This window comes from Parasediminibacterium sp. HNIBRBA5674 (genome assembly GCF_056745525.1).
The window spans coordinates 1-26,338 of the sequence record NZ_JBQWIE010000028.1; the positions used below are offsets into that span (position 1 = coordinate 1).

A 26,338-nucleotide genomic window follows, 5' to 3' on the forward strand; every position below is an offset into this window, starting at 1 on the left:
AATTCCATCTTAAAGCAACGGATAAATTTAATTTTATTGTATCAAAGAGCTAATTTATCTTTCGTACACCTGTGGTGAGGACACGAAACAGGGCTGAGATAAACCTAGCTTTGGTACGTGTCCTCACGTACCTTTTTCATTTATGTTTCTTGAAGACACGAAACAGGGCTGAGGATGAAAAAAAACGTTGGTTCCTTTATCTTCACTAGCGCTGGTCTCTGACCAGTGCTACAACGTTACTTGATTGTTCAAGGAAAATATTTATAGCTAAGTGACCTCTACGAACAGGTCAGAGACCTGCTCGAGTTAGACACCACTAGCGCTGGTCTCTGACCAGTGCTACAACGTTACTTTATTTTTCAAGGAAATATTTACAGCTAAGTACCCTCTACGAAAAAGGTCAGAGACCTGCCCGAGTTAGTATTTGCTGTTGGTCAAAGACACAACAGCGGCGAAAAGAAATAACCTTTGTGACCTTTGCCTTCTTCGTTTCGTTGCGTGAAACAACTACGCTACGATAAAAGCCTAATAAAGTATCTAGCCGTACAAGTGTGCGCAACAGACGTTACATAGAAGTACAAAAGCTGGTAAACAAAAGGTTCTCGTCACTGCGAGGTACGAAGCAGTCTGTGTTAGAAAAGATGAGATTTTCGCTGCTGTTGGTGTTGCTTTCACCAACAGCATTACTTTTTTCGGTTAGATGCTTCGTTCCTCAGCAAGACAAGTAAAACCTTTCCGCCGCAGTTGGTGTTGCTTTCACCAACAGCTTTTATTTTTGCAATGAAGTAGAAAAATGGTTTTGTGAATTAAAACACTAAATTTGATATTATGCAAATACAGCTAGATATAGAATTTAACCAGTTGGTAAAAATTGTGAAAACATTGCCAACAGCAAAGTTGCAGCAACTAAAGGCTGCTATTGATAAAGAAACCACTAAAGTGAATCTTAGTAAATCACAAGATTTAGAAACCTTGTTGTTAAACGGCCCTGTTGCTACACAAAAACAACTTGATGCAATAGACAATAACCGTAAAGCGATTAACCAATGGCGGACAAAGTAATATTGGTTGATACCTCAATCTTAATAGATTATTATCGTAAAACTGATAAAGCCAATACCATTTGGATGGGCTTTGTGAAGCAAGGTTATGAATTTGTAATTTCAGCAATTACAAAGTACGAGTTATATTCAGGTGCTACCGAAAGCCAATTAACATTTTGGAATGATGTGCTACAAATTATTTCTGTTATTCCTTTTGATAGTAGCTGCGTAGATACAGCCGTAGCTATTAACCAACAACTAAAGCGCAAGCGTAAGCAGATTGCTATTGCCGATTTATTTATAGCTGCAACGGCTGTTACCATTGGGTTGCCTATAGCTACACTCAATAAAAAACATTTTGAAAGGGTGGACGAATTGATAATTGTAGAATGATTTTTCAGTCGCTGTTGCTTTCACCAACAGCATTACTACGTTTAGGTTAGATGCTTCGTGCCTCAGCATGACAAGTAAAACCTTTGTGTAAAATATCTACGTTACAATAAAAGCCGCACAGCGAACAGAACGTAAAAGTGTGCGCAACGAAGCATCATAGTACTCCCAAAGCTGGTAACCAACTACTGCTTTTCTATTTCGGTGGTTGGCTTTTCTTTTTGTGCGGTGAGGTACATAATACTCACATTTAGCTCGAAGCCAATGAGCAAAATGAGGGCATTGAAACGGATTAATAGCATGATGACTAAAACGGTGCCGATAGAGCCGTACACTTTGTCGAAACGGGCATAATGATTGACCCAATACGACAAGATAATGGTGGTAAGCAAGGTGAGTATGGTGGCTAAAAACGAGCCCGGCGACAGTAGCGGCCAACGCTTTTTAACCGATGGTGCAAACTTGTAAATGAGGCCAATACCATAAAACAGAAAGCCTACGAGAATAAACCATCGCACACCGTTCCACCATTGTATGCGTGCCTTGCGCTTCATGTGAAAGAGACTTTTTAGCAAGAGGGCAAATTGGTCTTGCCCAATGAGTAGGGTAGCAGAAGCCAATACTAACACGATAAGGATAAGGGTGAGTTTGATGGCTCGCAAGCGTTTATGCAGGAAATACTTTTTCTTCTCAAGCACAGAGCGGTCGAAGGTTCTGATAACGCCAATCATGGCATTAGAAGCGTAGTAAATAAGCAACACAAAACCGAAAGAAAACAAACCCACTTGGCGCTCCATTAAGCCATTGAGCAAGTTGCGTATGAAAATATAGGTGCTAGAATTGGGCGTGATATCTTTAAATAAACCCAATACTTCTGTTTGTAAATCGGCCGATTGTGGTAAATAAGGAATGATAGAAAACAAGAACAATATGGCCGCAGGTAAGGCCATAATGAGGTTAAACGAGATAGCCGAAGCTCGTTCGTTTAAGCCTAGTTTGTCTATTTGTTTAAAGAAATACGTGGTGACATCGTACCAGCTTAAAGTGGTAGTAGGAAATATTGCTTGCTTGCTTTTGGCAGACAAAAATCTTACAGGCTTTAGCTGCAATATGTTTCTTTTCAATTTATTCATCCGCTTGTGCCTGCTTCTTTTCTAGGTAGATGGTTAATGCTTGTTGGTATGCTTTGGCGTATTGTAAATGCTCGGCGTAATTGCTGCTAAAATGGCTACCGCCTTTTAAATCTGCATCGGCCACAAAAAATAAATAGTCTGTTTTAGGAGCATTCAAAACCGCATCTATGGTACTAGCACTTGGTGTGCAAATAGGGCCTGGGGGCAAACCTTTGTTGCGGTAAGTATTGTAAGGCGATTCTATTTGCAAATATTTTTCGTACACACGTTTAATAGTAAAATCGTTCATGGCAAAGCGAACGGTAGGGTCTGCACCAAGCGCCATGCCTTTGTTGTAGCGATTGAGGTACACACTTGCAATATTGCCTTTGTCGGCTTCTTTGTTGGTTTCTTCTTCTACAATAGATGCCAAAGTGTACACTTCTGCTTGCGATAAAGCGAGGGCTGTGGCTTTGATTTTTCTGTCTTTTGCATCCCAAAAAGCATCGCTAGCATTTTTAATTTTTGCCAATACTTTACTTAACGGTGTGAAGTAGTAAAAGGAATAGGTATTTGGTAGAATGATGGTAAACACGGTTTTATCATTCACGCCAAAAGGCTGTAAACTATCTTTATTGTTTAGGAAATTGATAACTGCAATACTATCTGTTGCGAAATTCTTGGCTATTAATCTTGCAAAATCTTCTTTGGTACGTAGTTTATTGATAACCAATTTCACTTCGGCCTGACGGTTATTGCGTAAGATTTTGGCAAGGGTTAAAAGATTGTCGCCATTTTTTAATTGAAACTTACCCGGCTTTAAGCGCTGCCATACATTCAATTGGTCTGCTAGTAAGCCAAACATCAAGGTATTGTCAATAATATGCTCTTTTTCTAGTGTTTCTAGTACGCTAGCTTTATCGGTTTTGCCATCTTCTACCACAAAGCTTTTCGCTTTTTCATCGAAAGTGGTGGCAGAACCAAATACAAGGTAGGCAGCTATAGCACCTACAACAACTATTATTAGCAGTAAAAAAGTTAGGAATCGCTTCATGGCATCAAAGTACATAAAAAACCCCGACTGAGGTAAACAGACGGGGAAATTTGTGGTTAATAAACCAATAATTATTTTTTAGCAGGAGCAGCTGGCGCCGCTGGTGCTGCACCGCTCGTATTTACTTTATTTAATAAAGAGTTATCTACAGAAGTAGTAGAACCACCTTTTAAAAATAATGAAGAGGTTAATGCTAAAATAGCAATTGCACCTGCAAAAATCCAAGTTCCTTTTTCTAACACATCGTTGGTTTGTTTTACGCCCATAATGTTGTTACTTAAACCACCAACATTACCTGCTAATCCACCACCTTTTGGGTTTTGAATTAAAACAATTGCACCAAGAGCCACACTGGCTAACACTATTAAAGCTAAAAACAAATACACCATGATTATATTCCTTTTAATTGTTGAATCTTGCCCGCAAAATAAGCGGATTTCTCAGGATCTAAAAAACTTAATTTTATATAAAGCTGAATTGCCTTGTCAACCTTGCCTTGTTTGATGAAAACATCGGCCATAGTTTCGGTAACAATTTCTCTTGCAGCGATAGACGTTTTGGCAATATTCGCAATGGCTTTTTCCAATTCAGGGTCAGTACCAAGGTCTTGCGGTGGGTTTGGGCCTTGCCCTTTTATCTGTTTTAACCAATCTGTAAAGCGCCTTAACTGAACGGTTAATTTATCTTGCGGCTGCTTAGTTAAATCTATTTTAATGCCTTGCGAAGCAAAATAATCTACTTTAAATAGAGGTTCGGCTTCAAATTCTAGTTTTGCATCTTCACTAATAGGCTTTTTAAAATCAGCTATTTGGCTAGATAATACAGACGCAATGTTGTTAATTGGGTGTTTATCTTCTTCTTCCAATACATCCACTTCTTCCTCTGTAAATGCTTCACTTAAAGCCACTGCATTTGGTGCAATTTCTGTTGCAGCATCTGCAAAACCATTGAAACTATAACTTGGTATGGTAGCTATATTTGGCTTAGGTGTTTCAACTTGAATGGCAGGTGTTGAAGCATTTACGTCTAATAGTTTTTTTACAGCTTCTAATGTTGGGATTGAAAAACCGCCACTATTATCACTGCCAAAACTGTTTGTTATACTATTATCTGAGATTGGTGCTTGCGGCTCATAGATAACTACTGGGGCTTCAACTTTTACGATAGGCGCAGGAGGTGTTACATCTTTGAGTGAATTAGAAAGCGCATAAGCCGAATAATCTACAAAGCCATTATCATCTACAGGATTATTTGGTGTAGGTGTATTCAGAATTGGAGCTTGTACAAATATCTCATCTAAAAAAGGTTCAGCAATTAAGGTGGTATCTACAATTTCTGTTACTACTGGCACTTCTATTACAGCAGCTTCAACTTCGTTGTTTGTAGTTTCTGAAACAGTTTCTACGTGTTCTGTACTTTCAGTTGGTAAAGCTGCAATTGCTTCTTCAACAACTGGCATAGACGCAACCTGAGTAGACTCAACAACTGCTTCTACAACTGGTGGTATTGACTGCGTTACTGTTGTTTGTTTCGCCTGACCATTTAATATTACTTTTTCCAACACAGGTTCGGCAATACTGCCGTTGTGTAATTGGTACTGCAACCACAAAGGATTGCTAAAGTGCAAAGCTGCTTTTTGTATTTGGCCATTATAGCTGTAGCTGCTTTGTTCTTTTTGTTTTAGGGCTAATAAAAATTGGGCTGGGGCGAAATAAGGAAATTCGTTGGCGATTTGTTGCAAATCGTCAGCACCTACAGATGATAGGTGGTTGCTTCCTGAAAGGTTGTATAATACTTGTTCTATTGCCATCGGGGATGAAAATACTAATAGATTACCAATTAGAAAAAATATGGTTGAAAATTTCATCTGTTAAGTTGCGAATAATCTCATCCTGCAACTGAACATAGGCTTGGTCAAGGGATAAATTGGCTGAAAAATCGAAGTTACGACTTACATCAAATTCATCCGTTTTATTTTCCAAAATATCTTTCACAATCATGTGAACGCCAACCGTTAAACGGTTGGTAGCTGCTTGTGTAGATGATATTGCCGTGGTTGTAACATTATAAGTAGATATAAAACCACTTAACTGATAATGAGCATCATCGCTACTTGTTCTTGTTAGGCGTGTTTGCCCCACAATTTTAAGTTGCAGTTTATCATTCAACTTTGGTGCAAGCTGTGTATTAATAATTGGTGCTCTATTCTCAATAAAATTAATCTTGATGGTTTTGTACTTATTATAGTCTATAGATACATCTTTAAACTTGTACACACCACAAGAACACAAAAGCACTAATAGTGAAAGGTGAAAGGTGAAAAGTGAATATTTTTTTACCTTGAACATAAATTTCAGTTATCTATATTTTTAAAAAACTCCCTTTAGGGTTGGGGCAAAAATGGTTACAAATCATCAATATCGTATTCCTTCAACTTTCTGTACAATGTTCTTTCGCTAATGCCTAAATCGGCTGCGGCATCTTTACGCTTACCCTTATGTTTTTTCAATGCTTTTATAATCAGTTCTTTTTCAATCACCATTATGTTTAGCGTTTCTTCTACTTCTTCATGGTGATGAATATCGTCTTCATTCAATAGTACTGCTTGGTTATTATTAGGCTGATAAGCATTCGCAATTGGTTGCGCAGGCTGATAACTAGGTGTAGGCAACATCGGCTGCAAATCCATCGAACCGCCATTTGCATGAAAATCGCTCATTAAACTTTCTTTGGTAAAATTAGCCGCTGTACCTGCCAATGAAGGGTTTTGCAATATTTCTAAGAACATCTTTTTCAACTCTGTCACATCTTTCTTCATATCGAAGAAAAGCTTGTACAAAAGTTCTCTTTCATTTGCAAATTCGCCTTGCGGTGCTGCATCGCTAGCTAGCATTGGCATTCTATTCACCACTTTTTCTGGTAAAAATTTACGCAGCTGATTAGCGTTTAACGTTTGCGAATTACTCAACACAGAAATCTGTTCTGCAAGGTTCTTTAATTCACGCACATTACCTGGAAAAGGATAGTTAATTAACAAATTTCTTCCCTCTTCATCTAGCTGAACAGGTGTGGTTTTATAGCGCTCAGCAAAGTCAACCACAAACTTTCTAAACAACAATAAAATATCTTCCTTTCTGTCGCGTAAAGCTGGTACACGAATAGGTACTGTGCTTAAACGGTAATACAAATCTTGTCTAAAACGGCCTTTTTCTGCAAATTCTAGTAATTCTCTATTAGTAGCTGCAATAACACGTACATCGGTTTTTTGTACTTTAGACGAACCTACACGAATAAACTCACCAGTTTCTAGCACACGTAGCAAACGTGCTTGAGTACCAAGTGGCATTTCACCAATTTCATCCAGAAAAATTGTACCACCACTTACGGTTTCAAAATAGCCTTTACGGCTATCTACAGCACCTGTAAATGCACCTTTTTCGTGACCAAATAGTTCACTATCAATAGTACCTTCTGGTATGGCACCACAGTTTAGTGCAATAAAAGGATTGTGTTTTCTTGCCGATGTAGCATGTATAATTTGAGAAATAACTTCTTTACCCACACCACTTTCACCAACTATTAATACCGTTAAATCGGTTGTAGAAACCTGTACCGCAGTGTTTAATGCAAAGTTTAGCGTAGGTGCATTACCAATAATGCCAAATCTATTTTTTATGCTTTGTAAATCCATTATGAGTCAGTTTCTATTTTGTCAACTAAAATTTTGATTTCTGCTATTAAAATTGGAACATGATTTTTCACAATCAAGTATAATTGATAAGGGTCAACTAAATCATATTCATGGGAAATCTTATTTCTTATTGCAAAGATTTTATACAAATTGGTTATTGGGAGATTTGGCTCTATTACTTGCGCTCTTTTTAATGCTTCGCTTATTATTTCTATGCCTCTTTCAGCAATCCATTTAACATTGCTGATGGCAAATTTGGAAGGATTTAAAACGCCATATGTTTCCAACTCTTCTGCTGCTAACAATGAATCACATAGATATTTTAATAAGCGTTCTTTTTCTTTAAGCAGCATAAACTATTTTTTTACTTGCATCTATAGATCTTCTTAAATATTTATTTTGTGTTGTAATATTGGGAACAAGATCGACTTTTCTTTTTAGCAATTGGGTTAATGCTTTTTCCAAATCTAGAATGTTATCTATGTAATCATAGTTCTCAGAATCCCAAGTACTAAAATTATCTAAATCGATAGTGTATAAAAAATCTATGTCGCTTTTAGGGCCAAAATCCTTTTCTTGTGCCGCTGAACCAAACAGATATAACTCTTTCACCTTGTATTTTTTGCAAGCCTCAGCTATGCCATCCAAATTATTTTTTACTATATCAACCATAAGTCACAAATTTAAAGGTTGCTGACTATTGACTATTGACTATCTCACCCAATAAAGTAGCCCTTGTACATTCGTTTACTTTTACGTGTACATAGTCGCCTTTTTGCAACTGATAATTGCCTTTAGGAAACACAATTGACTTGTTTTGTTCAGTTCTGCCGCTCCAATCTGTGTCGCTTTTTTTGCTATTGCCTTCTATTAAGACTTTGAAGGTTTTTCCAATGTCATTCAAATTACTTTGAGTTGATAAAGTGCCTTGCATGTCTACAATTTCTTGCAAACGTCTTTTCTTTACTTCTAATGGTACATCATCATCAAAACGTCTTTCAGCCAATGTACCCGGCCTTTCGCTGTAGAAATACATATAAGCCATATCGTATTTACTGTAAGCCATGGCACTTAACGTATCTTGATGGTCTTCTTCTGTTTCGGTACAAAAACCAGTAATAATATCGGTTGTAATGCCGCAATCTGGCAGTATTTCTCTTATTCTATCCACTTTCGCTAAGTACCATTCTCTAGAATAGGTTCTATTCATGAGTTGTAAAATACGAGAGTTACCGCTTTGTATAGGTAAGTGAATATAGTTGCAAATGTTCTCGTATTTAGCCATAGTGAACAATACGTCATCGGTAATATCTTTAGGATGAGATGTGCTGAATCGCACACGTAAATCAGGATGAATCAACGCTACCATTTCTAGCAATTCTGCAAATGTTACGGCTTTATCGGTCTGTTCATTAAACCAATAATAGCTATCAACATTTTGCCCTAAAAGCGTCACTTCTTTATAACCTTTATTAAACAAATCGGTTGCTTCGGCTACAATAGAAACTGCGTCTCTGCTACGTTCTCTACCTCGTGTAAATGGCACTACACAAAAGCTACACATATTATTGCAGCCACGCATAATAGATACAAATGCACTCACACCGTTGCTATCTAAGCGAATAGGTGAGATGTCAGCATAGGTTTCATCTCTACTTAGCAGAACGTTAACCGATTTTTGTCCACCTTCTGCTTCTTCAATTAGGTTGGGCAAGCTTCTATATGCATCTGGGCCAATAACGATGTCAACCAATTTTTCTTCTTCCAATAATTTGGCTTTTAATCTTTCTGCCATGCAGCCTAAAACGCCTACCAATACGCCTTTTCTCGCTTCTTTTAGCTTTCTAAATTCTGTTAAACGCTTACGAATAGTAGCTTCGGCTTTCTCACGAATAGAGCAAGTATTTACAAAAATTAAGTCGGCTTCTTCTAAGTTTTTGGTAGCACCAAAGCCTTCGTTATTTAAAATAGAAGCCACAATTTCGCTATCGCTAAAGTTCATGGCGCAGCCATAACTTTCAATATAAAAGTGCTTTTTAAAGATATTTGGTTCAAATTCAAACGGCGCAAACGCTTCACCTTGCTTTGTTTCATCATGCACTTTGTTTTGCAACGCTAACATTTCCATTATTCAAGAAAAATTTTGTCTGCAAAAATAAGAGAAACTTGTGTCAGTTTGGCAGCGAATGTTTGTTAAGTGGTAATTTGTAGAGCGAACCATACCGCCTTGTTTAAATTGATTACATGCTTATATAAAAAACTTTAACAAAATCTGCCCTAAATGTTTTCTACACACTACTTGGGAAACACAAACTCAACACTTATTTTCGCCAAAAAAGCAAGCAACATGAAGCATTTGGTATTGGCAGTCTTAATCAGTTTGGGTGTATCGTCGGTAAAAGCGCAAGTTGTGGTACTCAACAGATTAAGAAGCGAAACCAATAGAACCATCAAAAAAGAAGCAGATACAAGCACATGGAAATGGAAGCAGGGCGGTTTATTGAGTTTTAATTTATCGCAAGCATCACTAAGTAATTGGGCTGCTGGTGGTGATAATTTTACATTGGCGGTTGGTGGCTACTTCAATTATTTTATGTACCACAAAAAAGATAGAATAAGCTTTGACAATAACCTTGACGTAAACCTTGGTTATGTACAAAGCACTAGCCTTGGTGGTAGAAAAAATGATGATAGGATAGATTTTTTAAGCAAATACGGCTACAAAATGGATAGCACTGGTAAGTGGTATTTATCTAGCTTATTCAATTTTAGAACCCAATTTTTTGATGGTTATTCGTTTAGTGGTAATAATGCAACGCTTACTTCTACGGCTCTATCGCCTGCCTATGTGGTGTTATCTGTCGGTTTTGATTATAAGCCTTCTGATAAACTATCTGTATTCTTATCACCTTTAACCTCAAGAACAGTGATTGTTGCTAGTAATAAGTTGGCAAAACAAGGTGTTTATGGCTTAGATAGCGGCAAACACGTTTTACAAGAAATTGGTGCTTTTGCAACCATTAACTATAACAACACGATTGCTAAAAACGTAACATACAAAGGCAGGTTAGACTTGTTCTCTAACTATAAAAACAATCCTTGGAACATTAATGTGTTTATGACCAATCAGTTTTCTTTTAAAATTAATAGAAACTTCAGTGCAACTTATGGTCTTGATTTAATTTACGATGATAACGTACGCATTTTTGGCCCAAACAGTAATGCCCCTGGTTTACAAACCAAAAGCTTAATTGGGGTTAACTATTTAAGACCATTGAATGTGAAAAGAAAGCGTTAATAATATTTACATGTATTATTTTTAGTAAAAGCCATTCTAAATGAGTGGCTTTTTTGTGAGAATAATATAATCTGTTGCTTAAAAATTGCTATTCTAAAACCGTTCTTCAAAAAAATATGCATTTTCTCTAGTGCAATAATTAGTTGTTGCCAATAATTAACTACTTTACGGCTAACTAAAACTGTGCTGTATCAAACGGAAAGAACTTTCTAGAAGACAATTTCTATCATCAACTGGTATGCTTGCAGGTGGTACTTATCCTGCCATGCTTGCTTTAGGCTTGTTAAAAGCTGCACCTGCTAATGCATTTAAATTAAAAGGCAGTGGCAAAGGCAAAAAAATCATCATTTTAGGTGCTGGTCTTGCAGGCATGAGTGCTGCTTACGAACTAGAAAAATTGGGTTACGAATGTGTATTACTTGAAGCTAGAGATAGAGTAGGTGGCAGATGCTTTAGTATTAGAAAAGGTACTACCAATCAAGAAATCAATCAACCATTACAAACGGCTGGCTTTGATGCAGGCTTGTATTTTAACGCAGGGCCAAGTCGTATTGCGCATCATCATCACATTACATTGCAATACTGCAAAGAACTTGGTGTACCACTTGAAACGTACAACAATGTTAACGAAGCGGCTTATTATTTTGCCGAAGGCAAAGGCCCATTATCTAACAAAAAAATTCGCATTAAAGAGATACAAAACGATGTGCGTGGCTATACCAGTGAATTGCTAGCAAAAGCGATAGATAAAAGCCAACTAGATGCAGCTTTAACCAAAGAAGATACCCAAAAAATTATTGAGTTTTTACGTGCAGAAGGCGGTTTAGATATTGATAAACTGTACAAAGCTTCTTCACGCCGCGGCTATACACAAGAACCAGCAGCCGGTAATCAAGAAGGGGTAATTTCAGAAGCTTATAAGCTACAAGATATTATCGCTTCTGGCTTACTTGACCCAGACTTTTACAACGTTACTTATTACACTTACGAACTGCAAATGACCATGTTTCAAGCAGTAGGTGGTATGGATAAAATTGCCACTGCTTTTCAGGCAAAACTAAAATCACCCATACAATTTGGCGCAGAAGTAACCAATATTAAGAACACCAATAGCGGCGTTACTATTAGTTACAATACCAAGCAAGGTGCACAACAAATACAAGGCGATTTGTGCATTTGTACCATTCCTTTACCAGTGTTAAGTAATATTAACCACAACTTTTCTAGCGATGTAAGTAGGGCTATTGACTTTATTCAATACATTAACACTTGTAAAATTGGCTTACAATTTAAAAGGCGTTTTTGGGAAGAAGATGAGGGTGTTTATGGCGGCATTACACATACCAATAATGAATTGACACAAATATTTTACCCGAATAACGATTTCTTAGGCAAGAAAGGCGTACTCATTGGCTGCTATAATTTTAACGATAAAGCCAAACGTACAGGTGCTTTAGGTTTTAAAGAACGTGTACAAATGGCTTTGCAAAAAGGCAGCTTGATTCACCCACAATACAGCAAAGAATTTGAGCAATCATTTTCTATTGCATGGCACAATACCAAATACAGCCAAGGTGGCTGGGCTTTGTATAGCGATGCAGAACGAAAATCGGTGTATCAAGCGCTGCTGAAACCAGATGGCAATGTGTATTTTGCAGGTGAACATTTAACCTATTGGAACGCTTGGATGGCTGGCGCATTTCTCTCTGCTCGTAGCGTTGTTGCCAATATTCACGCAAGAGTAAACGAACAAAAACTAGCCTATCAATCACCAACATAAATCTTTTAGCAACCAAAACAAATCATACTCAAAACAAACTACTATGCACACAAACATTAACCGCAGACAATGGCTTAGAAACAGCGCTTTATTAACAGGTGGCTTATCTATTTTGCCGGGCATTTTCAATTCGCTTAGTGCCAATCATTACGTGCCACAAGGCACTAGCCTTTACAGCGATATTTTGTCGGAAAAAGAAATTGTAGAGCAGTTTAATGCAGAGCGACCGCAATTAAAAGCGAGACTATTTGCCAACGAAAACCCTTGGGGGCCTTCGCCTGCGGCAAAAAAAGCCATTGCAGATGCGCTTGCCACTAGCTACCAATATGCATTTGTTGAAGAGCGACAATTAACCCAGAAAATAGCAAGTGTTGAAGGCGTAAAAGAAGACCAAATTTTAATGGCGGCAGGTTCTTCACCTTTATTGCAGGCAGCAGCTATTCATTTTAGTAAAAACGGCGGCACAATATTGACTTGTGGCCCTACTTACGATGATTTACTAAGAAAATCAAAAGCCTTTGGTGCTAATATTAATGAAGTGCCATTAACCGCAGATTACAAGTACGACCTTGATGCGATGGAAGCAAAAATTGACAGCAAAACATCTTTAGTATACATTGTAAACCCTAACAATCCTACAGGTACGGTGCTAGATGCAGCCAAGCTAAAAGCTTTCTGTACAAGGGTTTCAGCCAAAGTGCCTGTGTTTATAGACGAGGCTTACATAGATTATTTAGAAGACCCCAAAGCAGCCTCTTTAATTGAAAATGTAATTAAAGGCGAGAACGTAATTGTTGCTAGAACCTTCTCAAAATTGTATGGTTTTGCTGGCTTGCGTGTAGGTTATATTGCTGCGCAAAAAAGCATGATTGATATTTTAGAAAAATACTCATCAGACGGTGCTATTTCTTCGCCAAGTATTGCTGCTGCCATGGCTTCGTTTAAAGAACAGCCTTATTGCGGCGAGATTATTAAAAACACACAAGCTTCTAAAACCTATTTGTACAGCGTTTTAAAAGCAGAGGGCTACGATTATATCCCTTCAAGCACCAATTTCGTGATGTTTCCTATCAAAATGGACGGTAAAAAGTTTGCCGAAGAAATGATGAAACGTGGTGTGGGTTTGCGTTACTGGAAAATGAATGGCAAAGATTATTGCCGCCTAAGTATCGGCAGAATGGACGAAATGGAAGCATTTGCCAAAGCGTTTAAAGAGATTTCATAAAGTCGTCTGAACGGGGATTTTGTAGGATTTATTGGATTATTCAGATAAATCTTGATAATGCTACTAAATCTAGGTTCAGATATTTTGTCACCAGCTTTTGTTTTTCAATTGAGCATCGTTGCGTCGCACACTTGAGCGCTTAGTACATTTATCAGCAATCCAGTACCTTATCAAGTTTTTGAAACTTCGTAAGTGTACTGTAACATATCAAAAGGACACTTTCACATGGCTAAAGCAAGGTGAAACATGACAAAAGTGTAGTTGCACCTAGCTAAAGGATGCTTTCACTTAGCAAAAGGAAGGTTGAATATGGTAGAAGCCTACATGAACATTATTAAAGCATTACAAAAAAGAATAAAAGGTATATGAGAAGCATTGTTTTATTAGGATTTGGATTATTAGTATCAGTGGCTACAACATTTGCCCAAGATGCAAAGCCAACAGGCAGGGCACTAACCATGGCTGAATACGAAAAAGCTAAAACATTTGCGATAGCAGATTTAGATAAAGACACGTATGTAAAATTTGAAAACACGTATGTGCTAGACCGTTACGAAGCAAGAAAGCCCTACTTTATTACGGGTGATGATGGGCAAAAGAAGCGCATTGATTTGTACAAGTTATTGGCAAAACAAGACATGCAAGAACTAGGTGTGATGATATTTTACACCAACGAAAAAGGCAAAGTGTACAAAGCCGTAATGCCAAACTTTACAGCCGATGGTAAAGTATGGGAAAAGTATTTTGAAGACATTCATGCTATAGATAAAGTAGAAGCAAATTTTGTGTTGAAGTTATCTTATGTTTTGTCAAAAGAAATGGGGTATCAATTGTACAAAACCCTTAACCAAGGCAAAGATTTGAGCAAAGATGCAGGTACTTATGGCAGCGATATTTGCTTTCCTGGTACTGATTTAGTGGCTATGGCTGATGGCAGCAAGAAGCTTTTGAAAGATATACAACAAGGCGATGAAGTGCTGACTTTTGATGCTAACACCAAGCAATCTGTAGCTGTAAAAGTAAAAGCCTTAACTGAACATGATGCTAAGAATTATGCCATTACAACCTTGCTTTTGGTAAAATTTAATGAAGCTGTAAATAGTGATGGTATTGATGTAACGCTTACTAGCAAAGTATTAGAAGCCACACCAAATCACCCAATACAAACAAACGTAGCTATTAAAGCAGCAGGTAGTATAGCAATAGGCGAGCAATTATTTTGCCTAAATGAAACTACTAAAGCCAATGAATTATTTACTGTATGGCAAGTAAAAGAGCAAGCTGATGGTACGCAGAAAGTATACAATATTGTAGCAGAAAGCGGCACTACATTTATTATGAATAATGTGGTAGTAAGGCAGAAGTTGTAGTTGGATTTACCACATAGGCATATAGTCACATAGATTTTTGTACATCCAAATTCTATCTGTCTTTGTGCCTATGTGGTAATACTATTTCGAAAAAATATCAAACTTACTTTTTGGCCTCAAGTTTTCAAGCCATTTAAACTTTCTTAATCTTAGTTCTTCGTGGTTTATTTGACGCATAGGGTAGGCGGTGCCTTCTAAATTGTTGCGCAGTACTATTTTTTGTGGTGATGAGCCATCATTCTTTTGCTCAAAATACATGTCTATTACATCACAAGTAGCCTTGTTTACGCCAAGATATTTATTACTTTCATCTACACCATAATACACAGTTTCTGCATTGCCTTTTGCACGTAAATGGTCTATTTTGCCATTTAAGAAAAAGCCGTTAATAGTCGTGCCTTTTATTTGGTTAAAATATTTGTCAGTTAATTTTTGAATACTCATGGCATTTTCAAACACATATAATCTTTCAGGCTTCTTGTTTTGTACAAATAAGTACATCGTATCGCCTGTAATTTGATTTTTTTGCGCCCAAGCAATTGGATTCTTGAACAATCTAAACACAGAATCTTCACCTGAGTAAAACATACTATCGCAAACAGCTTGCAAGGAATCATTGAAGATTCTCACGTTAAAGTAGGCTTCAAAATAGCGGTCAGCAGATGTGTCTTTAGGGTTTTTAGCAACAGGTAATTTATCTTTTACAGAATCTCTCACCACAGGTACTGTTCTTGTTTTAAGTAACTCAGAAAGCTTTGAGGTAAACAAGGTATCTGCAGTTACATAAGTTGTGTCTTGTGGCTGTTTAATGAGTAACAAAGGCTTTTGCGTTGCTAATAAAGCGTTCGTTTTTCTATTGGCTTTTATATTGCCAGCAATTAAATCGTAGCCTGTACTGTCTTTGGTTCTGTACACAGCATTGCCATCGTATTCACTCAAGCCAGTTTTATCATCTACTGCAATTTTATCTGCTGTAAAAGTATAAGTGCTATCGTCTATAATTGGTCGCTGATTAAAGAATGCCTTTTTGCTTTTGGTATCGTAGTAACCATCTTTTGTTTTGATGGTTTGCTTTCCACTTACAATGGTAGAAGGCGCAACAATAGTGGTGATGCCAGTTTTGGTGTTGTATAAAAGTGTATCTGTTTTTACCGTAAAACCAGAATCTTTCAAGAATACATTTTGCTTAAAGTACACATCTTTTGTTTCGCCGTAATAATAACCTTCAGTACTTGTAAGCACCGTTTTGCCATTTACAACTTTACCGCCTTTGTAGTAAATACCTATTTTGGTTTGCTCGTCGTACACCAATTCTTCTGTAGTTAATACACCTTTGCCATCGGTTAGCTTTACCTTTTTGTTCAGGTAAGCTTTCTTTTCTTTACCTACATATTTTAAGTATTGCGAGTAAGTATGAATACTATCGTTGTCGTTAATATGCACATTACCAAAGGCTTCTAGAATATTAGTCAGCTGATTGAGCGCAATACTATCAGCTTCGAAAATGGTTTTCTCTTGCTGCACTTTGGCTTTACCAGCAAGCGATAGCACTTGTGTTACAGAATCAATTTGCTGAAAATTTTCCCTATCAGCACTGATGATCATAATCATTTTGCCATTTCTAGAGGTATCTTTTTTAGGCGCTTGCGCATATAAAACCGATGATGCTGCCAAACCTAGCATCGAAATAAATAATCGTTTCAGAAAAATCATTTTTGAAGTATTAGCGTATCATTAAGAGGTGCCGTTAGTGGCGTGCTCTTATCTTTTCCTCCAAACACAGAAATATTTACGTAACGCTTAGGATGTGTTTTAAAATCGTCTAACAAAATATTGGTGCTTCTCACAGTATTCAGCAATTGATAATACAATTTAGGGTCATTCATTAATAAGCCTAAAGTGCCATCTTTACTACCTATTTTTTCTACCAATACATTCATATTATCTATCGCTTTTTTAAGCGAAGCAACACTACCGTCAATATCAGCTTTCGATAAATTTTCTGTTGTTTTTTCAATGTTAGCCATCATTTTGGTAACCTTATCGTTGTTGTCAGCCAAATTTTTGGTAAAACTGTTCAAGTTTTTCATCGTTTGGGTGATTGCACCAGATTGTTGGTTTAACATGGTTTGAATTGAAACAGCAGAAACAGCCAAGCTAGCTGTTACCTTATTCATATTGGCAATCGTTGCTTGCAAGTTTGCTTTCGATTGTGCATCAAGCGTACCATTTACATTGTTTAAAACATTGTCTAAGCTGTGCAAAGTTGTTTTCAATTGATCAGCAACAGGCCCTACTTTGCTAGATAAAGAACCCAATAAACCAGGATTATCAGCAGTAACTAACGTATCACCAGAAGTTAAATATTTTGTGCCATTGCCTAATTCAATTTCCATACTTGCAGAACCAAGCGGGCTGCTGCTGATAGATGCAATAGAATTTGCAGGAATATTGTACTTGTCTTTCAGTTTAATAGTCACCAAAATCTCATTCAAGTTCGCATCTAAATTTTCAATATCGGCCACATTACCTACCTGAAAACCCTTGATTGTGACCTCATTAGAGATTTTAATACCTTTTGTATTAGAATATTTTGCGTATAAATAATTACCTGTTTTAAAAAGACTTTTACCTTTTAAAAAATTAAAGCCAAAAATAAACAAGGCAATACCAGTTGCAGCCAGTACACCCACTTTCATCTCGTTTGTTATCTTCATAACTACAAATTTAGGGGGATTGTTTGTATATAGTGAAAGGTGAAAAGGTAATAGTGAAAACGTAAAACGTTAAAAATTGCAATTATTTATTGTGTATATATACTTGTTGCGAGCTTCTGTAATTCTATATAGCTTTAGTTGTGTCACTCACTTGTACGTTCTTATCGCTATGCAGCTTTTCCCACATCATCTGTTTGATTTTCGCCCTAGCTTTTCACCTAAAATTTAATATTCCATTTCTTTCAAGGCTGGCGCTTTAAACCAAGTTGTTACTACCACCAATATTGTCATGCAGCCACCAAACAATACCGAAGGAATTACGCCCATCAACTTAGCCATCACACCACTTTCAAACTGCCCAAGCTCGTTGCTACTATTAATAAACATTGAGTTCACACTCATCACTCTGCCACGCATATTTTCAGGTGTTTTTAGTTGTAAAATGGTACCACGAGTCACCACGCTAATACCGTCTAACATACCGCTAATCATTAGCGCACCAAACGATAACCAAAACATTTTTGACAAGGCAAATGTGATAATACACAAGCCAAAACCTGCAACTGCATACAGCAATTTACGCCCTTGTTGTTTTCTAATTGGGTTTAGTGTAAGCGTAATAATAATAATGGCAGAACCAATATCAGATGCAGCATTTAGCCAGCCAAAACCTACTGGCCCTACTTTTAAAATATCTTTTGCAAAAACAGGAATCATAGCAACAGCACCACCAAACAATACTGCAAATAAATCAAGCGATAAAGCACCAAGCACTTCTTTGGTTTTAAACACATATTGCAAACCTTCTTTTACACTGTCTAGCGTTTTTTTCTCGCCTACTTTATTCATGGGCGGTTTAGGCTTCAATTGAAACAAAAAGCAAAAACCAGTAAAAGCCAATACTGCAACCACTGTAATGGCGCCTGTATTACCAATACCTGCAATTAAAAACCCTACTGTTGCATGGCCAAGTACCGATGCAGATAGCCAAATTGTTTGGCTCCAAGTGGTAGCATTTTGTAAGGTTTCTCTTGGCACCATAGAACCGACCATTGCACCAAATGTAGGCCCAGTAAATGAGCGAAAAATGCCCGTAAAAAATATCACTACGTAAATACAAAAAACAATGGCATGATTGCTAAGATGCGTACTTGTAAACTTTGTGGTCAATGTAAGTAAAACTAACACTGCTAAAAAATACAGCGCAACACCTTTTAACATCAGTTTGCGTTTATCACTTATGTCAATCACATGACCAGCATAAAGCGACAACGACACCGCAGGAATCACTTCACTTAAACCAATTAACCCAATAGCAAAAGGCGCATTAGACAACTCGTACACCCACCAGCCAACTAATGTACCCAACATACGCAAGCCCATAATAAATGTAAAACGACCGATTAAGAAGTTGCGAAATTCTGGAATTTGTACGGCGGCAAAGGCATTGTATGGTTGTAATTGCTTGTCTTGCATGCTTAGCTTATTGGTGAATGCAGCGAAGAAACATAAAAAATTGCGTAAGCATTTTCTATTTGCGTTAAATGGTAACGATTAATAGCTACGGGCACATTGTTAAAGCGTGCATTTTATTTCGTGCAATTTCATTTGCACGAAAAATATTGCACACTTTTTTGTGCAAATCGAACTGTGCATTTTAAATTGCACATAATTATTTGCACAATTTAGCGCAATCATTATCTCATTTCAATTTTAAAAGTATATCATGAAAATAATTAGAGATGCATTTGGTATTACTCAAGATGAGTTGGCTAGCTATTTTGAAATTACGCGTAGCCAATTATCACTCACAGAAACGGGCGGTAGAACCTTACCTGTAAACGGCATGAAAAAATGTATAGCACTGCTGCAAATAATGAAAACTGAGCCTGTACCCACAGTAGAAGAAAGCGAAAATGAACAGCAAGCACATAAAAAAACGGTTGCTAAGCGACTAAAAGATTGTAATTGGCAACTGATGCTTGCACAAAAAAAGTTAGCCGATATGCAAATGGTTTATCGCCAATGCTGCTTGAGTTTACTAGCTGTAAACACGTTGCTGCCACAATTAACCCAAGAGGAAATTAATGGTGTAGATAAAATTTGGCTAGAACTATTAGAAAGAAAAGCAAAAAGGAAATTGAATAACTGCAATATAAATGCGCAACAATTGCAACAACTAGAAATAGATAAACTAAATTTTGAAATAGTGAAGTTGGAAGAAATGATGGGTGGGTAATTTTCCGCCTATTATTTGCCGTTGGCTTAAGCCGACGGCAAATAATCCTAAAACATATTCACCACATCTTTCGCTCTTTCTTTTGGCAAAACCTCAAGCATTTCAAGCTTACCATTTATAATAATCGCTTCTACTCACCATTTGTTGCCTGGAAATAAACGCATCACTTTTACCACCGCACCATTTAGATTAGAAGGAAAACCTTTGCAGCCAAGTGGTTTAGTAGGTGAGGTAACAATCTTATCTTTTTAATTGAAGTGAATATTTCAATCAATCCAATAGCCTATTTTCAATATTTAAGCATCCACTAGACTTTGTTTGTTACTATCAATAGCAAACAGAGTCTAGGTTTACTATTTTTAAGATGTAAGCTAATTTTATTTTATCTAAGCTTGTACCAAATACCCCACATGCCATTTGAAAATGTGTATAGCTATCATCTCATGGCTATTATTTTCCCCTTCTCAACATTATAACGCTGCTAAATGTTATTGCTTTGCAATAATCAATATTTTTACACCTTTCTACTAGTTTTATAAATACGATTCAATGATTGAATTACCTGTTGTACCGCAACCATCTACCGCAGATACGATACTTAAAAAACCAAATTGGCTACGTGTTAAACTGCCTATTGGCGAGAGTTACAAGCACGTTCGTGGTTTGGTGGATGACCATAAATTACATACTATTTGCGAAAGCGGTAACTGTCCTAATATGGGCGAATGTTGGGGTGCTGGTACGGCTACTTTTATGATTTTGGGCAATGTGTGTACACGTAGTTGTGCTTTTTGTGCGGTAGCTACTGGCAGGCCAGATGCGGTAGACTGGGACGAACCGCAACGTGTGGCAGAAGCCATTAACCTAATGAAGGTGAAGCATGCCGTAATTACCAGTGTAGATAGAGACGAACTGAAAGATGGCGGTTCTATTATTTGGTACAATACCATCAAAGCGGTAAAAACGTTAAATCCTGGTACAACTTTAGAGACTTTAGTACCTGATTTTAGAGGTATTCAAGAGCAAATACAACGCATAATAGATGCTGCACCAGAAGTGGTAAGCCACAATATGGAAACGGTAGAACGCAATACCAGAAAAGTACGTATTCAGGCGAAATATCACCGCAGTTTAGAAGTGTTGCGCTTGCTAAAAGTAGGTGGTATGCGCACCAAAACAGGCATGATGCTTGGCATTGGCGAAACGAAAGACGAAGTAATTGAAACCATGAAACACTTGGTAGATGTGGGTTGTGATGTATTAACACTTGGTCAATATTTACAACCAACTAAAAAGCACTTACCAGTGTTGCGCTACGTTCACCCAGATGAATTTGCTGAATTAAGAGAAATAGGCTACGAATTAGGCTTTGATTATGTAGAAAGTGGGCCGTTGGTGCGTAGCTCTTACCACAGCGAAATGCACGTAGTAAAAGGTTACGGCCGTAACAAATGGGAGTCAGAAAAAGCAATATTGGCTACGGTATAGTTTGTATAATTTGCCACAGAGCCACTGAAACACAGATATTTTTGAAAGTTTCAGTGGCTTTTTTATGTTTTATTGTCTGTGTTTCTTTAACCCCAATATATGCTGCACTTTAAATTCTGTGCTTCTGTGCCTCTGTGGCAAAAAAAAATTCTCTGTGTTTCTGAGCTTCAGTGGCAAAAAAAAATTCTCTGTGTTTCTGAGCTTCAGTGGCAAAAAAGACTTAAAAACTAGGAAAGGCCTCTAGCATTTTGCAGTTATCATTTACATGCCACCCAAAAATGGATTCACCATTGGTAATAAATATATAGGCAACAGGTATTGCCATATTGTAGCGCAGTACTTGCTGTAATACGCTTTCGGTTAAGGCTACATCCATGGCTTTACATTCAATCATTAACCAAGGTTGGTGTTGTTGATTGTACACCAAAATATCAAATCGCTTTTTTAATTCACCCAGTTTTAATTCTTTTTCTACCGCAATTAAGCTGGCAGGGTAGTGTAGGCTTTGTAGTAAATATTGTAAGGTATTTTGTCGCACCCATTCTTCTGGTGTAAGTTTTACCCACTGTTTTCGTATCTCGTCAAATATTATTTCCTTACCCGCTTCTACTTTAATTTTAAAGTTAAAAGCTGGGTACGCAATTTTTATCATCCAATAAAAGTAAAAACTTTACCTTTACAAAAGCCCTTTTTTAACGTAAATAAAAATAAACAAATATGAAGACGAAAGAAGAAATCGTTAATAACTGGTTGCCACGTTATACAGGTGAGGTTTTAGAAAATTTTGGCCAGTACATTTTGTTGACCAATTTTAGTAATTATGTACAAATGTTTGCCGATTGGAATAATGTAGAAGTGATAGGAAGAGATAGACCTTTTCAATGTGCTACCGCTGAAGGTATTACCATTATTAACTTTGGTATGGGTAGCCCAGGCGCAGCAACTGTAATGGATTTGCTAAGTGCTATTAAGCCAAAAGCGGTGTTGTTTTTAGGTAAATGTGGCGGCTTAAAAAGACGCAATAAAATAGGCGATTTAATACTACCAATTGCAGCGATAAGAGGTGAAGGTACCAGTGGCGATTATTTTCCACCAGAAGTGCCAGCAATGCCAGCCTTTGCCTTGCAAAAAGCCATTTCAACAACCATACGTGACTACAATACCGATTATTGGACAGGCACAGTTTACACTACCAACCGACGCGTTTGGGAACACGATGAACAATTTAAAGAACACTTACAACGCGTTAGGGCTTATGCCATAGATATGGAAACAGCTACCATATTTATGGTTGGTTTTTATAACCATATACCAACTGGTGCGTTATTATTAGTGAGCGATAGCCCAATGGTACCAGAAGGCGTAAAAACAGAGGCTAGCGATAAAGCTGTAACATCAAAATTTGTTGAAAGCCATTTGAAAATTGGTATCGATTCATTGAAACAGTTAATTAATGATGGCGCAACAGTAAGGCATTTGAAATTTTAAATCATTTGCCTTGCTGAATATTTAGAACTTTAAATAAGCAAGGCAATGACTAATTTCTTAACAGCAGAATGGCGTAAATTAATAATGGCTAATTATGCAGTAGACCCCAATATTCTCATTCCATTGTTGCCCAAAGGCACTGAACTAGATATTTTTGAAGGTAAAGCCTACGTAAGTTTAGTAGGCTTTATGTTTTTAAAGAGTCGCATTTTTGGTATACCTATACCTTTCATGGGAAATTTTGAAGAAGTGAACTTACGCTTTTACGTAAAAAGATGGGTGAATAACGAATGGCGCAGAGGTGTGGTTTTTGTAAATGAAACCGTACCGTTTAAAATAGTTGCAGTAATTGCCAATTGGCTATATAAAGAACATTACACAGCAATACCTACCAAACACGAATGGCTAATAAACGATACAAGGCAAGCCATTAATTACTATTGGAAAAAGGCTGGTAAATGGAATGCAATAAAGTTAGAAGCGAGTACTGAAAGCCATAAAATGCAAGTAGGTAGTATAGAAGAATTTATTTTTGAACACTACTATGGCTACACAAAAGTCGATTCTGTTAATACCATTGAGTACAATATAGCACACCCAAGTTGGGAAATTTATCCTGTAGAAAAGGTAACGGTTAACTGTGATTTTGGTGCTATGTACGGTGCTGATTTTGCACACCTGAGCCACGTAAAGCCAGATTCAATAATGCTTACAGAAGGTTCTGATATTGCAGTAAAATGGAAAAGAAACAGTGTGTAAAAGCCATTAACTGACATTATTTTGCTAAGTAACGCTTGATTTCTTTTTGGGTATCTCTTTCCTTCAAAGTTTCACGCTTGTCGTGTACTTTTTTACCCCTACCAAGGCCAATTTCTACTTTCACAAATTGGTCATCAGTAAAAAATATTTTTAAAGGAACAATTGTATAACCTCGTTCCTTCATTCTTGCTTCTAGTTTCTTTAATTCTTTCTTGTGCAGTAAAAGCTTACGGTCGTGTACGGCAATATGGTTATTGGCTGTACCTAGTTTATACTCAGCTATGTACACACCACGCATCCACAATTCATGCTTTTCAAATAGGCAAAAAGCATCGTTAAAGCTTACTTTGCCTTCTCGGATGCTCTTTACTTCAGTACCCATTAAAGCTACGCCAGCAACATATTTGTCTTCTATGGCATAGTTAAAATAAGCCTGCCTATTGTTCATTTCTTTTGCCATGCCCCTAACCCCTGAAGGGGAATTTTAAAATAAATTCTCTATTAATTCTTAAACAAAGTAATCAATTGGCTTAAACGGTCTTTTAATGTTTTTCTATCAACAATAAAATCTAAGAAGCCATGTTCTACTAAAAATTCACTGCGTTGAAAGCCTGGTGGTAAATCTTTTTTGATAGTTTCTTTAATAACACGTGGCCCTGCAAAACCAATTAAAGCGCCTGGTTCTGCAATGTTCAAATCGCCAAGCATACCAAAGCTTGCTGAAATACCACCAAAAGTAGGATCGGTTAATAAAGAGAAGTAGGGTAATTTAGCATCACTTAGTTGCGATAATTTACCGCTCGTTTTTGCCAATTGCATTAAACTGAATGCGCTTTCCATCATTCTTGCACCACCACTTTTACTAATTACTAAGTAAGGCAACTTGTGTTCTATGCAATAGTCAACTGCTCTGCTGAATTTTTCGCCCATCACACTACCAAGGCTACCACCTATAAATTCAAAATCCATACAGGCAATTACCAATTCTTCACCATTTACTTTACCCACAGCTACACGCATTGAGTCTTTTAAATCGGTTTTTGAATGAATATCATCAAGGCGTTTTTGATAGTTTTTTAAATCAGTAAAGTTTAAAAAGTCTTTGCTGCGAATATTATCAAATAGTTCTGTAAACTCTTGGTTATCAAAAATAATATCGTAGTACTCATCACTGCCAATACGGTGGTGGTAGTTACATTTTGAACACACAAACAAATTCTCTTTTAAATCTGTGGTGGTAGAAATGAAATTACATTCAGGGCATTTATTCCAAAGACCTTCTGGTGTTTCTTTTTTATCAGCCGATGCTGTTAAAATTCCTTTTTTTCTGCGTTTAAACCAACTTCTTCGTCCTGTTTCCTCTAATTGCTTTTCCTCTTCACCTGTAAGATTTGTTTCAATATCTAATTCTAAGTCTTTTTTCATCTCTCAATAATGTTTGTTTGGCTATTTTACAAGCTAAACAAATGGTTTTAAGTAGTTAATAAACAAATAGCTACGTTGTGAAATCCCTCTTTAACGGGCGGTGAAGATAATGATAATTTGATTTTACACATCCTCTAAAAAAGAATGACAACCTAAAGGGGTTGTCATTCCTAATATAAAGGTATAATCGCTTATGCGTTACGGTTAATGCAGTTTAAATCTTCAAACGCAACTTCTAAGCGTTTGCTAAAGTTTTCTTCTGCTTTACGTAACCACACACGTGGATCGTAGTATTTTTTGTTAGGGCTATCAGCACCTGTTGGGTTACCTAATTGGCCTTGTAAGTAAGCCTCGTTTTTGGTGTAAAATTGTTGAATTCCTTCCCAGAAGCTCCATTGTAAGTCGGTATCAATATTCATTTTGATAGCACCATATCCAATAGCTTCTCTAATTTGGTTTTGTGGCGAGCCGCTACCACCATGAAATACAAAATATACTGGTTTTTCGCCTGTACCATATTTTGCTTGAATAAAATCTTGGCTATTTTTCAATATTTCTGGTCTTAATTCTACATTACCTGGTTTGTACACACCATGTACATTACCAAATGCAGCAGCTACCGTAAATAAATTACCTACTTTACCTAGCTCTTCGTAAGCATAAGCTACATCAGCAGGTTGTGTGTATAATTTGTCGTTTTCTACATCGCTGTTATCTACACCATCTTCTTCACCACCAGTTACACCAAGCTCAATTTCTATGGCCATACCAAGTGGTTTCATCCTTTTGTAAAACTCTACAGAGGTACCAATGTTTTCTTCAATTGGTTCTTCGCTTAAATCTAACATATGAGAGCTAAACAAAGGCTGACCTTTTTCTTTGTAAAATTGTTCGCCAGCATCTATTAAACCACTTACCCAAGGCAACCATTTTTTTGCCGCATGGTCAGTATGTAACACAACTGGTACACCGTAAGCTTTTGCTACATTATGAATGTGCAATGCACCAGAAATACCACCTAAAATATTACCTTGTAGGTTATCGTTTGGCATGCCTTTACCAGCTATAAACTGTGCACCACCGTTAGAAAATTGTATAATTATAGGTGAATTTACTTTTGCTGCTGTTTCTAATACGGCATTAATAGTGTTAGTGCCAATGGTATTAACTGCTGGCAATGCAAACTGATTGTCTTTTGCATCCTTTAACAATGCTTCTAATTCTTCGCCGAAAAGTACACCTGATTGGTATTTTTTCAT

The 26,338-nt window shown here is 37.0% G+C and carries 26 protein-coding genes; 10 read left to right on the forward strand and 16 right to left on the reverse strand.

From position 1 onward, the window contains the following. Nucleotides 1–828 precede the first annotated feature (828 nt). Both ACT9TX_RS13540 and ACT9TX_RS13545 read left to right on the forward strand, forming a co-directional pair. Complete coding sequence (locus ACT9TX_RS13540) at nucleotides 829–1,062, forward strand: hypothetical protein (protein WP_481338973.1); 234 nt, start codon at nucleotides 829–831, stop codon at nucleotides 1,060–1,062. Next, complete coding sequence (locus ACT9TX_RS13545) at nucleotides 1,047–1,436, forward strand: type II toxin-antitoxin system VapC family toxin (RefSeq protein WP_481338975.1); 390 nt, start codon at nucleotides 1,047–1,049, stop codon at nucleotides 1,434–1,436. The genes ACT9TX_RS13540 and ACT9TX_RS13545 overlap by 16 nt, the downstream gene beginning before the upstream one ends. Before the next feature lie 182 nt (nucleotides 1,437–1,618). Here the strand turns inward: ACT9TX_RS13545 and ACT9TX_RS13550 are convergent, their stop codons facing one another. The 9 genes from ACT9TX_RS13550 to miaB form a co-directional block, all read right to left on the reverse strand. Beyond that, entirely contained in the window at nucleotides 1,619–2,566 is a 948-nt protein-coding gene (locus ACT9TX_RS13550; RefSeq protein WP_481338977.1) for a YihY/virulence factor BrkB family protein, read from the reverse strand. Further along, nucleotides 2,559–3,599 (reverse strand): endolytic transglycosylase MltG, encoded by a 1,041-nt coding sequence (gene mltG, locus ACT9TX_RS13555; RefSeq protein ID WP_481338979.1) that lies wholly within the window; start codon nucleotides 3,597–3,599, stop codon nucleotides 2,559–2,561. The genes ACT9TX_RS13550 and mltG overlap by 8 nt, the downstream gene beginning before the upstream one ends. A 71-nt stretch (nucleotides 3,600–3,670) precedes the next feature. Then, entirely contained in the window at nucleotides 3,671–3,988 is a 318-nt protein-coding gene (gene secG / locus ACT9TX_RS13560) for a preprotein translocase subunit SecG (RefSeq protein ID WP_481338981.1), read from the reverse strand. 2 nt (nucleotides 3,989–3,990) lie between these two features. Then, nucleotides 3,991–5,409, reverse strand: coding sequence for a hypothetical protein (locus ACT9TX_RS13565; RefSeq protein WP_481338983.1), 1,419 nt, complete (start codon nucleotides 5,407–5,409; stop codon nucleotides 3,991–3,993). Nucleotides 5,410–5,431: 22 nt separating this feature from the next. After that, a complete protein-coding gene (gene lptE, locus ACT9TX_RS13570) occupies nucleotides 5,432–5,947 on the reverse strand; it encodes an LPS assembly lipoprotein LptE (protein WP_481338985.1) in 516 nt (171 codons plus the stop codon). Nucleotides 5,948–6,003: 56 nt separating this feature from the next. Further along, nucleotides 6,004–7,290, reverse strand: coding sequence for a sigma-54 interaction domain-containing protein (locus ACT9TX_RS13575; RefSeq protein WP_481338987.1), 1,287 nt, complete (start codon nucleotides 7,288–7,290; stop codon nucleotides 6,004–6,006). Next, nucleotides 7,290–7,643, reverse strand: a complete 354-nt coding sequence (locus tag ACT9TX_RS13580; protein WP_481338989.1) for a HepT-like ribonuclease domain-containing protein — start codon at nucleotides 7,641–7,643, stop codon at nucleotides 7,290–7,292. Before ACT9TX_RS13580 ends, ACT9TX_RS13575 begins: the two co-directional genes overlap by 1 nt. Continuing rightward, nucleotides 7,633–7,962, reverse strand: a complete 330-nt coding sequence (locus ACT9TX_RS13585; protein WP_481338991.1) for a nucleotidyltransferase family protein — start codon at nucleotides 7,960–7,962, stop codon at nucleotides 7,633–7,635. Before ACT9TX_RS13585 ends, ACT9TX_RS13580 begins: the two co-directional genes overlap by 11 nt. Nucleotides 7,963–7,987: 25 nt before the next feature. Then, the gene (miaB, locus tag ACT9TX_RS13590; RefSeq protein WP_481338992.1) at nucleotides 7,988–9,418 is read right to left on the reverse strand and encodes a tRNA (N6-isopentenyl adenosine(37)-C2)-methylthiotransferase MiaB; all 1,431 of its coding nucleotides are present in this window, start codon (nucleotides 9,416–9,418) and stop codon (nucleotides 7,988–7,990) included. A 219-nt stretch (nucleotides 9,419–9,637) separates the two neighbouring features. Between miaB and ACT9TX_RS13595 the strand changes: the two genes are divergently transcribed. From ACT9TX_RS13595 to ACT9TX_RS13610, 4 genes are all read left to right on the forward strand, one after another. Continuing rightward, the gene (locus tag ACT9TX_RS13595; RefSeq protein WP_481338994.1) at nucleotides 9,638–10,588 is read left to right on the forward strand and encodes a DUF3078 domain-containing protein; all 951 of its coding nucleotides are present in this window, start codon (nucleotides 9,638–9,640) and stop codon (nucleotides 10,586–10,588) included. 238 nt (nucleotides 10,589–10,826) lie between these two features. After that, complete coding sequence (locus ACT9TX_RS13600; RefSeq protein ID WP_481338996.1) at nucleotides 10,827–12,368, forward strand: flavin monoamine oxidase family protein; 1,542 nt, start codon at nucleotides 10,827–10,829, stop codon at nucleotides 12,366–12,368. Nucleotides 12,369–12,411: 43 nt separating this feature from the next. Continuing rightward, nucleotides 12,412–13,593, forward strand: a complete 1,182-nt coding sequence (locus ACT9TX_RS13605) for a pyridoxal phosphate-dependent aminotransferase (RefSeq protein ID WP_481338998.1) — start codon at nucleotides 12,412–12,414, stop codon at nucleotides 13,591–13,593. Between the two features lie 365 nt (nucleotides 13,594–13,958). Beyond that, nucleotides 13,959–14,963, forward strand: a complete 1,005-nt coding sequence (locus ACT9TX_RS13610; protein WP_481339000.1) for a Hint domain-containing protein — start codon at nucleotides 13,959–13,961, stop codon at nucleotides 14,961–14,963. An 81-nt stretch (nucleotides 14,964–15,044) separates the two neighbouring features. Here the strand turns inward: ACT9TX_RS13610 and ACT9TX_RS13615 are convergent, their stop codons facing one another. From ACT9TX_RS13615 to ACT9TX_RS13625, 3 genes are all read right to left on the reverse strand, one after another. Next, nucleotides 15,045–16,676, reverse strand: coding sequence for an OstA-like protein (locus tag ACT9TX_RS13615; protein ID WP_481339002.1), 1,632 nt, complete (start codon nucleotides 16,674–16,676; stop codon nucleotides 15,045–15,047). Next, nucleotides 16,673–17,680, reverse strand: coding sequence for an MlaD family protein (locus ACT9TX_RS13620; protein ID WP_481339004.1), 1,008 nt, complete (start codon nucleotides 17,678–17,680; stop codon nucleotides 16,673–16,675). The genes ACT9TX_RS13615 and ACT9TX_RS13620 overlap by 4 nt, the downstream gene beginning before the upstream one ends. Nucleotides 17,681–17,905: 225 nt before the next feature. Then, complete coding sequence (locus ACT9TX_RS13625; RefSeq protein ID WP_481339006.1) at nucleotides 17,906–19,156, reverse strand: MFS transporter; 1,251 nt, start codon at nucleotides 19,154–19,156, stop codon at nucleotides 17,906–17,908. A 250-nt stretch (nucleotides 19,157–19,406) separates the two neighbouring features. On the opposite strand from ACT9TX_RS13625, the gene ACT9TX_RS13630 reads away from it, so the two are divergent. Beyond that, the gene (locus tag ACT9TX_RS13630; protein WP_481339008.1) at nucleotides 19,407–19,919 is read left to right on the forward strand and encodes a hypothetical protein; all 513 of its coding nucleotides are present in this window, start codon (nucleotides 19,407–19,409) and stop codon (nucleotides 19,917–19,919) included. 549 nt (nucleotides 19,920–20,468) lie between these two features. Beyond that, a complete protein-coding gene (lipA, locus tag ACT9TX_RS13635) occupies nucleotides 20,469–21,407 on the forward strand; it encodes a lipoyl synthase (RefSeq protein ID WP_481339010.1) in 939 nt (312 codons plus the stop codon). 220 nt (nucleotides 21,408–21,627) lie between these two features. Here lipA and ACT9TX_RS13640 read toward each other — a convergent pair whose 3' ends face one another. After that, nucleotides 21,628–22,059 carry a type I restriction enzyme HsdR N-terminal domain-containing protein gene (locus ACT9TX_RS13640; protein WP_481339012.1) on the reverse strand — a complete coding sequence of 144 codons (432 nt, stop codon included), beginning with the start codon at nucleotides 22,057–22,059 and terminating at the stop codon, nucleotides 21,628–21,630. Between the two features lie 65 nt (nucleotides 22,060–22,124). On the opposite strand from ACT9TX_RS13640, the gene ACT9TX_RS13645 reads away from it, so the two are divergent. Next, on the forward strand, nucleotides 22,125–22,895 hold the full coding sequence (locus ACT9TX_RS13645) for an AMP nucleosidase (protein ID WP_481339014.1): 771 nt from the start codon (nucleotides 22,125–22,127) through the stop codon (nucleotides 22,893–22,895). Nucleotides 22,896–22,940: 45 nt separating this feature from the next. After that, nucleotides 22,941–23,654, forward strand: coding sequence for a YqjF family protein (locus ACT9TX_RS13650; protein ID WP_481339016.1), 714 nt, complete (start codon nucleotides 22,941–22,943; stop codon nucleotides 23,652–23,654). 16 nt (nucleotides 23,655–23,670) lie between these two features. Here the strand turns inward: ACT9TX_RS13650 and smpB are convergent, their stop codons facing one another. From smpB to fbaA, 3 genes are all read right to left on the reverse strand, one after another. Then, entirely contained in the window at nucleotides 23,671–24,114 is a 444-nt protein-coding gene (smpB, locus tag ACT9TX_RS13655) for an SsrA-binding protein SmpB (protein WP_379014657.1), read from the reverse strand. A gap of 41 nt (nucleotides 24,115–24,155) precedes the next feature. After that, nucleotides 24,156–25,079, reverse strand: a complete 924-nt coding sequence (gene accD, locus ACT9TX_RS13660) for an acetyl-CoA carboxylase, carboxyltransferase subunit beta (RefSeq protein ID WP_481339018.1) — start codon at nucleotides 25,077–25,079, stop codon at nucleotides 24,156–24,158. 191 nt (nucleotides 25,080–25,270) lie between these two features. Then, a complete protein-coding gene (fbaA, locus tag ACT9TX_RS13665; RefSeq protein ID WP_481339020.1) occupies nucleotides 25,271–26,338 on the reverse strand; it encodes a class II fructose-bisphosphate aldolase in 1,068 nt (355 codons plus the stop codon).

Coding starts and splice junctions, on each gene's coding strand:
- ACT9TX_RS13540 (WP_481338973.1), top strand. CDS start 829: ATGCAAATACAGCTAGATATAGAATTTAACCAGTTGGTAAAAATTGTG.
- ACT9TX_RS13545 (WP_481338975.1), top strand. CDS start 1,047: ATGGCGGACAAAGTAATATTGGTTGATACCTCAATCTTAATAGATTAT.
- ACT9TX_RS13550 (WP_481338977.1), bottom strand. CDS start 2,566: ATGAATAAATTGAAAAGAAACATATTGCAGCTAAAGCCTGTAAGATTT.
- mltG (WP_481338979.1), bottom strand. CDS start 3,599: ATGAAGCGATTCCTAACTTTTTTACTGCTAATAATAGTTGTTGTAGGT.
- secG (WP_481338981.1), bottom strand. CDS start 3,988: ATGGTGTATTTGTTTTTAGCTTTAATAGTGTTAGCCAGTGTGGCTCTT.
- ACT9TX_RS13565 (WP_481338983.1), bottom strand. CDS start 5,409: ATGGCAATAGAACAAGTATTATACAACCTTTCAGGAAGCAACCACCTA.
- lptE (WP_481338985.1), bottom strand. CDS start 5,947: ATGTTCAAGGTAAAAAAATATTCACTTTTCACCTTTCACCTTTCACTA.
- ACT9TX_RS13575 (WP_481338987.1), bottom strand. CDS start 7,290: ATGGATTTACAAAGCATAAAAAATAGATTTGGCATTATTGGTAATGCA.
- ACT9TX_RS13580 (WP_481338989.1), bottom strand. CDS start 7,643: ATGCTGCTTAAAGAAAAAGAACGCTTATTAAAATATCTATGTGATTCA.
- ACT9TX_RS13585 (WP_481338991.1), bottom strand. CDS start 7,962: ATGGTTGATATAGTAAAAAATAATTTGGATGGCATAGCTGAGGCTTGC.
- miaB (WP_481338992.1), bottom strand. CDS start 9,418: ATGGAAATGTTAGCGTTGCAAAACAAAGTGCATGATGAAACAAAGCAA.
- ACT9TX_RS13595 (WP_481338994.1), top strand. CDS start 9,638: ATGAAGCATTTGGTATTGGCAGTCTTAATCAGTTTGGGTGTATCGTCG.
- ACT9TX_RS13600 (WP_481338996.1), top strand. CDS start 10,827: ATGCTTGCAGGTGGTACTTATCCTGCCATGCTTGCTTTAGGCTTGTTA.
- ACT9TX_RS13605 (WP_481338998.1), top strand. CDS start 12,412: ATGCACACAAACATTAACCGCAGACAATGGCTTAGAAACAGCGCTTTA.
- ACT9TX_RS13610 (WP_481339000.1), top strand. CDS start 13,959: ATGAGAAGCATTGTTTTATTAGGATTTGGATTATTAGTATCAGTGGCT.
- ACT9TX_RS13615 (WP_481339002.1), bottom strand. CDS start 16,676: ATGATTTTTCTGAAACGATTATTTATTTCGATGCTAGGTTTGGCAGCA.
- ACT9TX_RS13620 (WP_481339004.1), bottom strand. CDS start 17,680: ATGAAGATAACAAACGAGATGAAAGTGGGTGTACTGGCTGCAACTGGT.
- ACT9TX_RS13625 (WP_481339006.1), bottom strand. CDS start 19,156: ATGCAAGACAAGCAATTACAACCATACAATGCCTTTGCCGCCGTACAA.
- ACT9TX_RS13630 (WP_481339008.1), top strand. CDS start 19,407: ATGAAAATAATTAGAGATGCATTTGGTATTACTCAAGATGAGTTGGCT.
- lipA (WP_481339010.1), top strand. CDS start 20,469: ATGATTGAATTACCTGTTGTACCGCAACCATCTACCGCAGATACGATA.
- ACT9TX_RS13640 (WP_481339012.1), bottom strand. CDS start 22,059: ATGATAAAAATTGCGTACCCAGCTTTTAACTTTAAAATTAAAGTAGAA.
- ACT9TX_RS13645 (WP_481339014.1), top strand. CDS start 22,125: ATGAAGACGAAAGAAGAAATCGTTAATAACTGGTTGCCACGTTATACA.
- ACT9TX_RS13650 (WP_481339016.1), top strand. CDS start 22,941: ATGACTAATTTCTTAACAGCAGAATGGCGTAAATTAATAATGGCTAAT.
- smpB (WP_379014657.1), bottom strand. CDS start 24,114: ATGGCAAAAGAAATGAACAATAGGCAGGCTTATTTTAACTATGCCATA.
- accD (WP_481339018.1), bottom strand. CDS start 25,079: ATGAAAAAAGACTTAGAATTAGATATTGAAACAAATCTTACAGGTGAA.
- fbaA (WP_481339020.1), bottom strand. CDS start 26,338: ATGAAAAAATACCAATCAGGTGTACTTTTCGGCGAAGAATTAGAAGCA.